Source organism: Centipeda felix (genome assembly GCF_900186465.1).
GTDB classification, from domain to species: Bacteria; Bacillota; Negativicutes; order Selenomonadales; family Selenomonadaceae; genus Centipeda; species Centipeda felix.
In genome coordinates this window covers 626,808-639,692 of the sequence record NZ_LT891959.1, presented here as the reverse complement: position 1 = coordinate 639,692, position 12,885 = coordinate 626,808, and the positions used below count along the sequence as shown (strand labels likewise).

At 58.7% G+C, this 12,885-nt stretch carries 14 protein-coding genes; 11 read left to right on the top strand and 3 right to left on the bottom strand.

Annotated elements, in window-relative coordinates; translation table 11 throughout:
- Window positions 1-17: 17 nt before the first annotated feature.
- A complete protein-coding gene (locus C1713_RS10430) occupies window positions 18-1,964 on the bottom strand; it encodes a peptidase U32 family protein (protein ID WP_102493862.1) in 1,947 nt (648 codons plus the stop codon).
- Window positions 1,965-2,305: 341 nt separating this feature from the next.
- On the opposite strand from C1713_RS10430, the gene C1713_RS10425 reads away from it, so the two are divergent.
- Genes C1713_RS10425 through C1713_RS10375 form a run of 11 tightly spaced genes read left to right on the top strand, consistent with a single transcriptional unit; the run spans window position 2,306 to window position 12,167 of the window.
- Window positions 2,306-2,659: an NADH-quinone oxidoreductase subunit A gene (locus C1713_RS10425; protein ID WP_009442917.1), complete on the top strand. Its 354-nt coding sequence runs from the start codon at window positions 2,306-2,308 to the stop codon at window positions 2,657-2,659.
- Window positions 2,650-3,189: an NADH-quinone oxidoreductase subunit B gene (locus tag C1713_RS10420; RefSeq protein ID WP_050343041.1), complete on the top strand. Its 540-nt coding sequence runs from the start codon at window positions 2,650-2,652 to the stop codon at window positions 3,187-3,189. Before C1713_RS10425 ends, C1713_RS10420 begins: the two co-directional genes overlap by 10 nt.
- Window positions 3,186-3,674: an NADH-quinone oxidoreductase subunit C gene (locus C1713_RS10415; RefSeq protein ID WP_102493861.1), complete on the top strand. Its 489-nt coding sequence runs from the start codon at window positions 3,186-3,188 to the stop codon at window positions 3,672-3,674. The genes C1713_RS10420 and C1713_RS10415 overlap by 4 nt, the downstream gene beginning before the upstream one ends.
- Entirely contained in the window at window positions 3,674-4,774 is a 1,101-nt protein-coding gene (locus C1713_RS10410; protein ID WP_102493860.1) for an NADH-quinone oxidoreductase subunit D, read from the top strand. The genes C1713_RS10415 and C1713_RS10410 overlap by 1 nt, the downstream gene beginning before the upstream one ends.
- Window positions 4,775-4,786: 12 nt before the next feature.
- Window positions 4,787-5,833 (top strand): NADH-quinone oxidoreductase subunit NuoH, encoded by a 1,047-nt coding sequence (gene nuoH / locus C1713_RS10405; RefSeq protein ID WP_006689899.1) that lies wholly within the window; start codon window positions 4,787-4,789, stop codon window positions 5,831-5,833.
- 12 nt (window positions 5,834-5,845) lie between these two features.
- The gene (locus tag C1713_RS10400; RefSeq protein WP_102493859.1) at window positions 5,846-6,475 is read left to right on the top strand and encodes a 4Fe-4S dicluster domain-containing protein; all 630 of its coding nucleotides are present in this window, start codon (window positions 5,846-5,848) and stop codon (window positions 6,473-6,475) included.
- Window positions 6,472-6,966, top strand: a complete 495-nt coding sequence (locus C1713_RS10395) for an NADH-quinone oxidoreductase subunit J family protein (RefSeq protein ID WP_006689897.1) — start codon at window positions 6,472-6,474, stop codon at window positions 6,964-6,966. Before C1713_RS10400 ends, C1713_RS10395 begins: the two co-directional genes overlap by 4 nt.
- Window positions 6,963-7,268: an NADH-quinone oxidoreductase subunit NuoK gene (gene nuoK, locus C1713_RS10390; RefSeq protein WP_009442911.1), complete on the top strand. Its 306-nt coding sequence runs from the start codon at window positions 6,963-6,965 to the stop codon at window positions 7,266-7,268. The genes C1713_RS10395 and nuoK overlap by 4 nt, the downstream gene beginning before the upstream one ends.
- A 14-nt stretch (window positions 7,269-7,282) precedes the next feature.
- On the top strand, window positions 7,283-9,187 hold the full coding sequence (gene nuoL / locus C1713_RS10385; protein ID WP_102493858.1) for an NADH-quinone oxidoreductase subunit L: 1,905 nt from the start codon (window positions 7,283-7,285) through the stop codon (window positions 9,185-9,187).
- Window positions 9,184-10,713: a complex I subunit 4 family protein gene (locus C1713_RS10380; RefSeq protein ID WP_102493857.1), complete on the top strand. Its 1,530-nt coding sequence runs from the start codon at window positions 9,184-9,186 to the stop codon at window positions 10,711-10,713. The genes nuoL and C1713_RS10380 overlap by 4 nt, the downstream gene beginning before the upstream one ends.
- Window positions 10,713-12,167 (top strand): NADH-quinone oxidoreductase subunit N, encoded by a 1,455-nt coding sequence (locus tag C1713_RS10375; protein ID WP_102493856.1) that lies wholly within the window; start codon window positions 10,713-10,715, stop codon window positions 12,165-12,167. The genes C1713_RS10380 and C1713_RS10375 overlap by 1 nt, the downstream gene beginning before the upstream one ends.
- Before the next feature lie 94 nt (window positions 12,168-12,261).
- Here the strand turns inward: C1713_RS10375 and C1713_RS10370 are convergent, their stop codons facing one another.
- The gene (locus tag C1713_RS10370; RefSeq protein ID WP_102493855.1) at window positions 12,262-12,543 is read right to left on the bottom strand and encodes a type II toxin-antitoxin system YafQ family toxin; all 282 of its coding nucleotides are present in this window, start codon (window positions 12,541-12,543) and stop codon (window positions 12,262-12,264) included.
- Window positions 12,540-12,812, bottom strand: a complete 273-nt coding sequence (locus tag C1713_RS10365) for a type II toxin-antitoxin system RelB/DinJ family antitoxin (protein WP_009442906.1) — start codon at window positions 12,810-12,812, stop codon at window positions 12,540-12,542. The genes C1713_RS10370 and C1713_RS10365 overlap by 4 nt, the downstream gene beginning before the upstream one ends.
- Window positions 12,813-12,885 lie beyond the last annotated feature (73 nt).

Sequence of the window (12,885 nt, the reverse complement as noted above, 5' to 3'; positions counted from 1 at the left end):
GAAATATACTTTCTTGATTAAATCGAATTGCGGCTCTGACGGAAGCGGTAAGTTCCGATGCCCAAGGGGCGCGGAGCAATCTCTGTGAGGCGGTCAAACTCCGCCGCACGATAGCCGTCGCCGCCCGCGGCGAGACGGTCGAGTGCCGCACGGTAGATGCGGACGATCTCCGCCGTCACGTCCGCCGTGTAGTCCTGCGCCTCGATGCGGTACGAGCCGAGCCCATTGAACTTTTCGAGGTAGGGGTAGAGGCACAGATCCTTGGCAAAGTAGATGTGACTGCGCCCGTACTGGTCGATGCGGATCGAATGGACGCCGCCTGCCTCGTCACGGAACGCATAGTGCGTGTCGAGCAGCTCGGGCGAATCGAGGTCGTTGTATGCGGGCAGCGACATCGCGGGGAAGTTGTAGTCGCAGATCATGGACTCGTACGCGCCGTGGACGACCGCCTCGATCGGCAGGACGGAGTTCTCGACGATCTCGCGCAGCTGACGGAAGGACAGCTCATAGGAGGCCGTCGCCATGGTGAGCCCGTTTTCCTTGAGGAAGGTCGCGGCGAGATGGTTAAAGAGGTTGAAGGAGTGATCTGCCTGAATGGGAAGCTTCGTGAGCGTGCGCGCGAGCTTCAGCGTGCCGAGGTTGCCGACCATGACGCCGTCCACTCCGATGTCATTGAGGGCAGTGAAGAACTGCTCGAGCTCTCCGCATTCGCGGCGCATGGTTGTGCGCGGTGTATTCACGATGATGTGGGCGCGTCCTGCCGCGTCGCGCACGAGTGCCTCATAGTCGCGCAGCGTCCACGGACGCTGCGGACGGAATGCCTCACCGCCGACGTAGACGGTATCAGCGCCTGCGTCGATGGCGGCGCGCGCCGCCGCGGGAGTGCCGACGCGGACACTCAGGCGACGACTGGGTTCGTTTTCCTTTGCGATCGGCGGCTCCTCGCGCAGCACCTCGTCGGCAAAGCCCGCCTCCTCGATCGCCTGACTGAAGAAGCGCGGCTCGCGCTCGCCCGTCATGCCGATGTCGATTGCTGTCGGCTGTCCAAATGCGAATGTGGTCGTGTAGTCGCGCACACGGTTTTCGTAGAGGCTGCGCCAGCCCTCCTCATCCGTCGTATAGCCGTTCGGATCGGCGATGTAGGCGTCGATGGCGGCACGATAGGTAGAGACGAGGCGGCGGATGAATTCCGGCGCACGCATCCGCCCCTCGATTTTGAACGAAAAGACACCCGCCTGTATGAGAGCGGGGATGGCACGATACATGCACATGTCCTTGAGCGCGAGCTTGTACGGTCCGGGGCTGGACGCGTCGAGCACCTCTCCCGTCTCCTCGTTGATGAAGGCAAACGGCCAGCGGCAGATCTTCATGCAGCGCCCGCGGTTGCCGCTCTGCCCAAAGAGAACGCCCGAGTGGATGCACTGCCCGCTCTCGGAGATGCACATATCGCCGTGCATGAAGTACTCCACCTCGATGCCCGTGCGCGCACGGAAGAGGGCGAGCTCGGAGAGCGTCATCTCACGGCCGACCACGATGCGCGTGATGCCGTACTCCTTGAGCTTTTCGATGGCGTATTCGTTGTGCGTATTCATCATGACCGAGGTGTGCAGGGGTACGGTGATGCCCATCTCGTGCACGAGCTCGAGCACGGCAAAGTCCTGTACGAGAATCGCATCGGGGCGGATCTCCTCCAGATAGGCGAGATAGTCGCGCAGAGCCGGCAGCTCCTCGTTGCTGATGAGGTTGTTGAGGGTTATGTAGAGGTGGACGTCATGGGCGTGGGCGTAGTCAATCGCCTCCTTGAGCCGCGCGTCGTCGAAGTTAAAATCGCCCTCGTGCAGGCGCATATTGAAATGTTTGCCGCCCAGATAGACGGCGTCCGCGCCGGCATCAATCGCTGCCGTCATGGCATCCCATGTGCCGGCAGGTGCAAGCAGTTCGACGGATTTACGGTGTAACAGCATTATGTAAAGTCTCCTTTGTTGCCGGAGGTGCCGCTGACAGACAGGGACACTCCTCCATCATTGTTTCTGATTATAGCAGGAAATACCATTTCTTTCAAATAAGCATGGCCTTCTTTTCCCTATCGTTTGATGGAGTTTATCAATAGAAAGTTTTTCGCGCTGTATCTTGTAAAAAAGGCACTTTTCAGGTATGATGATATATAGATTTTATCGTTTATACTGACAATTATAAATACAACGTCTGTTAAGCCGTGATTATATTTTTTTGCCCTTGAATTATTGTTTTAAATTATTTACTTTTCCTATGTATTTATTAATTCTTCTATAAGGAGGGCTTATGTATGGGAGAATATGGAAGCTTGGGCATTTTTCTTCTCGTAGCGTTGTTTTTCCCCGTCATGGCACTGGGACCGGCATTCCTGCTGCAGCCGAAGAAGCCGTCGCCGCAGAAGTACATTCCCTACGAGTGCGGTGTCGATTCGATCGGGTCGCCCTACGTCCAGTTTCGTGCGGGGTATTTCCTCTACGCGCTGCTGTTCATCGTCTTTGACATAGAGACGGTGTTCCTCTACCCGTGGGCGGTGGAGTTCCGCATGCTCGGCGCATTTGCGCTCATCGAGATGTTCATCTTCGTTGGGATTCTGGTGCTCGGCCTTGCCTATGCGTGGCGAAAGGGGGATCTCACATGGAAATAGCAGAGCGCGTCCCGGAGTGTCTGCGGGAAAATGTCTTTGTCGTCAAGTTGGATGAACTGCTGCGCTGGGCGCATGCAAACTCGATCTGGCCGCTGTCCTCGGGGCTGGCCTGCTGCGCCATTGAGATGATGACCACAGCGACGGCACGGTTCGACCTCGCACGATTCGGCTACGAGGTGTTCCGTCCCTGCCCGCGTCAGGCGGATCTCTTCATCGTCGCGGGGACGCTGACGTGGAAGATGGCGCCGGCAGTCGTGCGTCTCTATGAGGAGATGCCCGAGCCGAAGTATGTGATTGCGATGGGGGCGTGCGCGATTGCGGGCGGCCCCTTTGCGGATTCGTACTCGGTCGTCTCGGGGGTCGATGAGCTCCTGCCCGTGGATGTCTACATCCCGGGCTGTCCGCCGCGCCCCGAGGCACTGATCGACGGCATGCTGAAGCTGCGCGAGAAGATCCTCCATCCCGAGCGCGTCCGCGCGGAGCGGGCCTACTGGGCAGAGCGGGCGGCAGAGAGGGCGGTGAACGCATGAGGAACAAGTATGTGACGCCTGCAATGCTGGAGGCACTCAAGGTCGCCTTTTCGTCGGCGGAGTACGATGTGGAGGCAGAGCGTCCCGCACTCTATATTGCTGCCGAGGAGCTCCTCGGCCTGCTGCGCGTTCTGCGTGACGACGGGACACTGCAGCTGACGCGGCTGGAGAATGTGACGGCGGTGGACTGGAAAGACCGCTTCGAGATGGTCTATCATCTCTTTTCACCGACGGAGCTGCACTGGCTGACGCTGAAGGTAATGCTGCCGCATGATGTGCCCGTGCTCCCCTCGGTGACGCCCGTGTTCCCCGGCGCAGAGTTCGAGGAGCGCGAGGTGTATGATCTCATGGGCATTGTGTTCACGGGTCACCCCGATCTGCGGCGTGTCTTCCATGCGGACGATTTTGTCGGGTATCCGCTGCGCAAGGACTTTGTCCCGCCGCCGCCGCCCGCTGTCCCATCCTTTCGGAAGGAGGAGTCCTGATGCTGCGTACCGAGACCTATACGCTCAACATGGGTCCCCAGCATCCGTCGACGCACGGCGTGCTGCAGGTGCAGCTCGAGCTGGACGGCGAGCGCATCGTGAAGGCGACGCCGATCATGGGCTATCTCCATCGCGGGATTGAGAAGCTGCTTGAGGCGCGGACGTATGCGCAGGGGCTTCCCTATACCGACCGCCTCGACTACATCTCTGCCATGAACAACAACTTCGGCTATGCGCGTGCGGTGGAGGAGCTGGCGGGGATCGAGACGACGCCGCGCGCAGAGTACATCCGCGTCATCATGGCGGAGCTGAACCGCATCAACAGTCACCTGATCTTCATCGGGACGCTTGCAAATGATCTCGGCGCGTCGACGGGAATGCTCTATTGTTTCCGCGACCGTGAGAAGATCCTCGATATTTTCAATCTCGTCTGCGGGGCACGTCAGACCTTTCACTATATCCGCATCGGCGGGGTAAAGGAGGATCTCTCGCCCGAGGCGGCGGAGATGATCCGCGTCTTTGTCGACAGCGTGCCTGACTTCCTCGCGGAGTACAACCGTCTCCTCACGGGCAACGAGATTTTTGTCCGCCGCATCCGCGGCACGTCGCCCATGACGACGGAGGAGGCACTCGCGTGCAGTATGACTGGGCCAAACCTGCGCGCGACGGGGCTCGCCTTTGATCTGCGCAAGGTGGACGGCTACAGCGTCTATGATGATTTTGACTTCGATATCCCCGTGGGTGAGCATGGCGATAACTGGGACCGCTACATGGTCAAGCTCGCCGAGATCGCGGAAAGCGCGAAGATCGTGCGGCAGGCAATCGACGGACTGCCCGAGGGCGACTTCATGGCAAAGAAGGTGCCCAAGGTCATCAAGCCGCCCAAGGGCGAGGTGTTCAGCCGGACGGAGGGAACGCGCGGGGAGCTCGGCTTCTACATCGTCAGCAATGGTACGACGAAACCGTACCGCATTCACATCCGCCGCCCCTCGTTCGTAAATATGCAGGGGCTCGATCCAATGTGCCGCGGCATGCTCATCGGCGACTCGGTCGCCGCCTACTCGTCCATTGACCCGATCATGGGCGAAGTGGACTGCTGAGAAAGGAGACGAATGATGGAGAGCTCTTTTCTTTCTGCGATTGCGGTGGGGCTGGACGGACTCATCTACCGCCTGATCCCGATTCCGTTCGTGGTGGATCTTGTGATGACCTTCGTCGGTATTGCCATCCTGCTCGGTATCATCTCGATGGCGGCGATTGTCTTTACCTACACGGAGCGCAAGATCTGCGCGTTCATCCAAGTGCGCATCGGCCCGAACCGCGTGGGCGGAAGATTCGGTCTGCTGCAGCCCGTTGCGGATATGCTGAAGCTGATGAGCAAGGAGGACATTATGCCCGCCGGTGCGGACAAGGTGGTCTGGGCACTCTCGCCCGCGCTGCTCTTTGTCCCCGCAGCGCTCGTCTACGCGCTTTTCCCGTTCGATGCGGGGGCGGTGCTCGCCGATGTCAACGTCGGTGTGTTCCTCCTCTTTGCCATCTCGGGGCAGGCAGTGCTGCCGTTCCTCATGGGCGGCTATGCATCGAACAATAAGTATTCGTTTATCGGCGGCATGCGCATCGTTGGGCAGATGCTCAGCTATGAGGCGCCGCTCCTCTTCTCCCTGCTCGGCATCATTATGCTGACGGGCTCACTGCGCCTCGACGATATCGTCCAGATGCAGGCGCAGAACTACTGGTTTATCTTCATGCAGCCGCTCGCGTTCATCATCTTCCTGATCGCAGCGGTCGCCGAGACGAACCGTACGCCGTTTGACCTCGTGGAGGGCGAGTCAGAGATTATCGCAGGACCGTTTACGGAGTACTCGGGGATGCGCTGGGCGCTGTTCTTCCTCGCAGAGTACGCGAACCTCCTGACGGCGGCGATCCTCGCGACGACGTTCTTCCTCGGCGGCTACAGCGGGCCGTCGTTCCTGCCGGGATTCGTCTGGTTCGGCATCAAGGCGGTGCTCATGGTGTTGCTCATCATGTGGTTCCGCTGGACGTTCCCGCGCACGCGCGTGGATCAGATCCTGACGTTCGGCTGGAAGGTGCTCGTCCCGCTCTCGATTCTGAACGTTGTTCTGACGGGCGCGCTGATGTTCTGGTTCGGTATCGTTTAAGGGGGGACGCACATGTTTGGAAAAGGCCTTTTGACCGGCATGAGTGTCACATGGAAGCATCTCTGGGGCAAGAAGGAGACGGTCTGCTACCCCGAGGAGAAGCTGCCCATGACGGATAATTTTCGCGGCGGCAATCTCGCGATGGACTGGCGCGTCTGCATCGGCTGCTCGATGTGCGCCAATGCGTGCCCGAACAAGGCGCTTGATCTGACAATTGTCCCCGATGCGAAGAAGAAGCGCCACATGAAGTCCTACATTCATCACTCGGGGCGCTGTCTTTACTGCAATCTCTGTGTGGAGGCGTGTCCGGTCAATACGCTTGTCTGGGATAAGGACTACGCCATCGCCACGTGGAGCAAGGAGACGATGACGCACGATGCCATGACGGACGAGGACCGTGCTGATCTCGCGGAGTTCCTCGCACAGGTAGAGGTCGAGGCGGCAGAGGAAAAGGCGAAGAAAGAAGCCGCTGCCAAGGCAAAGGCGGAGGCAGAGGCAAAGGTGAAAGCCGAAGCGGAGGCTGCCGCAAAGGAAAAAGCCGCTGAGGAAAAACCCGACGGAGAAAAAGCTGCGGCGGACACGTCCGCCACGGAAAACGCTGCCGCAAAGGATGCGCAGACGACGGAAGGAGGGGCGACATGAGCTTTATCTTTTACTTTCTCGCTGCCGTGACGATCATCGGCGCGCTCGGCGTCGTTCTCTCGCCGAATGTCGTGCACAGTGCACTCTTTCTCGTGCTCTCATTCATCGGTGTGGCGGCGATCTATTTCTACATCGGTGCGGAGTTCCTCGGTGCGGTGCAGCTCATGGTCTACAGCGGCGCAGTCGCTGTCCTCATCGTCATGGCGATCATGCTGACGCGGCGGGACTCGATGGCGCAGTCCAATCCCTCGCAGAAGCTCTTTCGCCGCGTCGTAACGGGGCTGCTGGCAGGCAGTATCTTCTTCCTCATCGGATGCGGCATTGTCCTTGCTCCGCTTCCTGCGGGCGAATTTGCTGCATCGACGGGGGCAGACGAGATCGCCCAGCTGATGCTCGGCACGTATCTCGTGCCGTTTGAAGTGACGGCGGTACTGCTCCTCGCGGCGATGGTCGGCGCACTGCTCTTGGCGAGAGGAGGGGATGCGGCATGATCGGTATTCCTGATCTGCTCTTTTTGTCGGCACTGCTGTTCTGCATTGGGCTCTATGGGCTCCTCACGCGGCGCGGCATCATCCCGATTCTCATGTGCGTGGAGCTGATGCTCAATGCGGTCAACATCAATCTCGTTGCCTTTGACCGTTTTTACGCGCACAACGCGGAGGGACAGCTAATGGCACTCTTCTCGATTGCGGTCGCTGCATCCGAGATCGCCGTCGGGCTGGCTCTCGCATTCCGCCTGTATCAGATTCGGTTCACGACGAATGTCGATGAGCTGGATACGCTGAAAGACTAGGGGAGGGGAGTGCTATGTTTACCTTTGCTCTGACGCATGCGTATCTGATTCCCCTGTTCCCTGCGCTCGCGTTCCTCATCATCGCGCCCTTTACGCGGCGGGAGAAGAACCTCTCGGCGACGATTGCGATTGTGATGATGGCTCTGGCCCTTGCGTTCTCCGTCTTTGTCGCACTCGCCACGGTAAACTATCAGATCACGATGGGCGATCCCTACGTGATGAAGACGGTCTGGGCGCACATCGGTGCGGTGGAGCTGTCGATGGGTGTCCTGATCGACCCGCTGACGGCACTCATGCTCGTCATCGTGACGCTGGTCTCGCTGCTCGTCTACATCTACTCTGTCAGCTATATGGAGCACGATGAGGGGATGGGGCGCTTCTTTGCGTTCATCTCGCTGTTTTCGGCTGCGATGCTCGGGCTGGTCGTCTCGGTCAACTTTCTCCAGCTCTATGTGTTCTGGGAGGGCGTCGGGCTCTGCTCCTACCTCCTGATCGGATTCTACTACGATAAGGTCTCGGCGCGCGAGGCGGCGAAGAAGGCGTTCATCACGACGCGTATCGGCGACTTTGGAATGCTGGTCGGCATCCTGCTCGTGCAGGTGTCGTTCGGGACGATGGACTTCATCGAGCTGCGGCTGATGATGCCCGCGTATGTCCTCGTCGCGGGGACGGGATACTTGACGGTGATCGGTCTGCTGCTCTTCATGGGGCCGATTGGAAAGTCCGGCCAGTTTCCGCTCCACGTCTGGCTGCTCGATGCGATGGAAGGCCCGACGCCGACCTCGGCGCTCATCCATGCGGCGACGATGGTCGCGGCAGGTGTCTTTCTCGTTGCGCGTGCCTTTTTCATCTTCAGTGAGTGTCCGCTCGTGATGAATTTCATCGCGGGGCTCGGAGCGTTTACGGCGCTTTTTGCGGCGGTTATCGCCGTGACGCAGCGGCGGTTCAAGGCGGTGCTTGCCTACTCGACCATCAGTCAGCTCGGCTACATGATGCTCGCGGTAGGGATTGGCGCGTTCTCCGCCTCGATGTTCCATCTCATGACGCACGCCTTCTTCAAGGCGATGCTCTTCCTCTGCGCGGGCGCGGTGATGCATGCACTCCACGATGAGACGGACATCACCAAGATGGGCGGGCTCTGGAAAAAGATGCCGCTCACCTTCGTGACGATGCTGATCGGTGTCCTTGCGATCTCCGGTATACCGCCGTTTTCGGGATTCTTCTCAAAGGATGAGATCCTCGCCGCGGCGATGCACGCGAGTACGCCGCTCTATCTCATGGCGACGTTCACCTCCTTCCTCACAGCATTCTACATGGCGCGTCTCCTCATTGTCGCCTTCCTCGGTGAGAGCCGCAGTGAACACGAGGCGCATGAGGTCGATGCCTTCATGCGCTGGCCGATGATTATGCTCGCGCTGCTTACCATTGTGAGCGGCCTATGGGGCTACTTCGGCGGGTTTTCTATGTGGATCTACGCGGATGCACCGCATCATGAGGCGATCGACTGGACGGTGGCGGGGACGAGTACCGTGCTCGCCCTCCTCGCCTTTGCGGCGGCGTATCAGATCTATGGACGCCATCGTCTGCGCGCGGCGATGCAGCAGCGGAGCTTCGGTTTCCTCTATCGCGTCGTCTACAACAAGTTCTATGTGGATGAGCTGTATGGCTACTTCCGTGAGCGCTTCGTCTACGGCACGGCGGTGATCCTCAAGTGGGTCGATGAAAAGATTTTTGACGGCATCATGAATGGACTCGGCGCCTATGGTCTGGCGATGAGCGAGGTGCTGACGGAGAACGTCAACGGGCAGGCACAGCGGTATGTCGTCGTGTTCTACACGGGCGTTGTGATTCTCCTGTGCTATGCGCTGTACTGGGCGGTACAGGTTCTGATGTATCTGGGAGGAGGTCTTCTGCGATGACATTTCCGATTCTCTCGGTCATTCTCCTCACACCGCTCGTGGCCGCGCTCATCCTCGCCCTGCTGCCGGGACGTCTGCACGATACGATACGTCAGCTTTCGGCACTGGCGATGATCATTGTGACGCTGCTGACGCTCTTTGTTTACGCGGACTACGATATGGTGCTCGGCGGGATGCAGTACACGGAGTACATGCCGTGGATCACGGATCTCGGCGTTGCCTACTCGCTCGGCGTAGATGGGATCTCCCTGCCGATGCTCCTCCTGTCGAGCGTCGTGGGGCTCGCGGCTGTCTACAGCTCATGGCATGTGGAGAAGCGGGTCAAGGAGTACTTCGTTCTCCTGCTCATCGTGATCGCGGGTGTCTCGGGGGCATTCCTCGTGCGTGACCTTTTCTTCTTCCTCGTCCTCTGTGAGATGGTCGTCATCCCCGCGTACCTGATGGTGATGATCTGGGGCTCGTCCGAGCGCGTGACGAAGGAACACGCGGCGATGAAGATGACCATTTTCCTCCTCGTCGGCTCGGCGTTCATGCTCGTCGGTGTGCTCCTTCTCTACGTGAGTGCGTACGAGTCCGGGATGCGGACGTTCGACTTTGAGGCACTCACCGCCGCTGCTATCGCGGGACATATCTCGTGGGAGGTGCAGGTGACGGCATTCCTCCTCCTGCTCGTCGGTTTCGGCTCGCATCTCTCGATGTTCCCGATGCATATATGGTCGCCCGACGGCTATGCAGGCGCACCGACGGCGATCTCGATGATCAATGCGGGGGTGCTGAAAAAGATCGGCGGTTACGCGCTCATCCGCGTCGGCCTCTTTATCCTGCCGCTCGGGGCAAAGTTCTGGGCACCGCTGATCGCGATCCTCGCCACGATCAATGTGATCTATGCGTCCTATATCGCACTCGCCCAGCGCGACATCAAGTACATGATCGCCTATTCCTCCATTTCTCACATGGGCTACGTTCTCCTCGGCTTCGCGGCACTCAATGTCGTGAGCGTCGGCGGCGCCGTCGCCTATATGGTGGCGCACGGCATCATGCTCGCACTCTTCTTCTCGCAGGTCGGCTACGTCTACGAAAAGACGGAGCTGCGCCGTGTGGGCGATCTCTGGGGCTTGGCGCACTATATGCCGCATATCACGGTCGGATTTATGCTCGCAGGGCTGTGCTCGCTCGGCCTGCCTGGGCTGATCGGCTTCGTGCCGGAGTTTACCATCTTTGTGGGGACGGTGGAGGCATATCCTATCCTCACGGTGATTGCGGTCTCCGGCATCATCTTTACCGCGTTCTACGTCCTGCGCATGCTCGCGCGCGTGCTCTTCGGCCCAAAGGTGGAACGCTTCGCGAAGTACCCCGATGAGCGGAAGATCGACATCGTCCCACTTGTCGTTCTCGGCGTTTTCCTTGTCGGCTTCGGCGTATTCCCGGGACTCCTCATGGGCATGGTGGACGCGGGAACTGCGCCGCTGGCACCGCTTCTTGAGATGATTCAGGATGCTCCGACGATTCTGGGAGGTGGGCAGTGATGATGCAGGAAATGAATCTTGCCGCAATCTCCATCGAGCTGGGCATCGCCGTACTCATGGCGGCCGTGCTCCTGATCGACCTCTGTATGGCGCGTGGGACATCGCGCCGTGCCCTCGCCCGCGTGACTGCACTCGGACTGCTCGGTGTACTCGCTCTCGCCGTGCGGATGTATCCGCCGGATGGGGGAGCGACGGCGTTCTTTGCGGGGCTCTACATCGTTGACGGCTATTCCGTGTTCTTCAAGATTCTCTTTATCGTCGGCGTCCTCGCCACTGTGCTTTTTGCAGAGAGCTATGTGGAGAAGATGATCCGCCACAGGGGCGAGTTCTATCTGCTCCTCCTGTCCGCCCTGCTCGGTATGTGTGCTCTCGCTTCGGCGAACGACCTCATGACGGCGTTTGTCGGGCTGGAGCTCATGACGATCTCGTTCTATACACTCGTTGCGATCCGCACGGATGCGCCGCTCTCGGCAGAGGCGGGCATCAAGTATCTGGTGTTCGGGTCGGGCTCGACGGCAGTGCTCCTCTACGGCATGAGCCTCGTCTACGGGATGACGGGGACAATGATGTTTCAAGGGATCGCACAGGGACTTGGCCTCGTGCTTTCCCTCGGGCTCATCGGCGTGGTCTTTATCCTCGCGGGCTTCTTCTTCAAGCTCTCGATCATCCCGTTCCATCTCTGGGCACCCGATGTATATGAGGGCGCACCTGCGCCCGTGACGGCACTCCTCGCCATGTGCTCTAAGGCAGCGGGGGTGGCGATCCTCCTGCGCGTGCTCTTCGTCGCGTTCCCTGCACTCTCGGCGTACTGGACGCATCTGATGGCGGCGCTTGCGTGTGTCTCCATGGTCGGGGGCAACATCATGGCGTTCCGTCAGACGAACATCAAGCGGATGCTCGCCTACTCCTCGATTGCGCAGGCGGGATACATGATGACGGCGATGGTTGCGACGAACGCGGCGGGTATCAAGGCAGTACTCTTCTACGCGATGGTCTACGTCTTGGCGAACGTCGGGGCGTTCGTGACCGTCTCCTATCTGGAGACGGAGCGCGGCGGTGCGGACTTCCGCAGCGTGCGCGGACTGGCGCATGACTCTCTGCTTCCGGCGGGCATCCTGATGGTTGCGCTCCTGACGATGGCGGGCATTCCGCCGACGGCAGGCTTTGTCGGCAAGATCTATATCTTCTCTGCCGCGATTGATGCGGGCTATCTCTGGCTCGCGGGGCTGGGCTTTGTCGTGTCGATGATGTCCGTCTACTACTATCTGCTCGTCATCAAGGAGATGTTCCGCGATGTCGAGGCAGATGAGCCGATGATTGACACGCCGCTGCGCCTCCCGCTCTTGACAGGGGCCATGGGCGTCGTTGCCGTCGCCTTTACCCTCGTCATCGGCGTCTGGGCAGAGCCACTCTCGATTTTCAGCAATATCGCCGTCTATACCTTTATGCGTTAGAAATTTTGTGATAAGAAAGGGGCTGCTGCACGAAACAAACGTGCAGCAGCCCCTTTGATTTACTGTCTGTTCTCTAGGGAGCAGACCAAACAACTTATTCATCGAATATGTCTGAATGGGTTCCAGTTTCGACTAGGGTCAAGGTTAGGACGTCGTTTTCAACGAGGTATATCAACAACCAATCCGGTTGAATATGGCACTCGCGAAATCCCTCCCAATTGCCATGAAGTGCATGGTCACGGTATTTGGCATCTAGCTTGTGCCCCTGTCCCAATGCTTCAACAACATTATCCAGTAGCTTGAGATTCAAGCCGCGTTTCTTGGCACGCTTGTAACTTTTCTTATAAGCGTTGGTGAACTTGATGTGATAGGTCATTCTTCCAATGCCTTCTTCAAGTCGTCCATGTTGTCATAGCTAGGGACATCCGGGTTGCGGGAGATTTTTCTTGCTTCTTCCATAGCCGCCAAGGTGCTTTGTTTATAATGGGGCATTTCGATAGAAAATGGGATGCCTCCACGAAGGACACACTGATGGAGAAACATATTAACGGCGCCGGACATATCTAGGCCCAGCCCAGAGAACAATGCGCTAGCCTGTTCTTTTATGTTCCGGTCAATTCTTATTTGAGTAGGGACGGTTGACATGATGACCACACTCCTTTCTTTTGGAACCAGTATAGCTTGTTTGGTTTACGATGTAAAGCGAAACGTTTGAGTA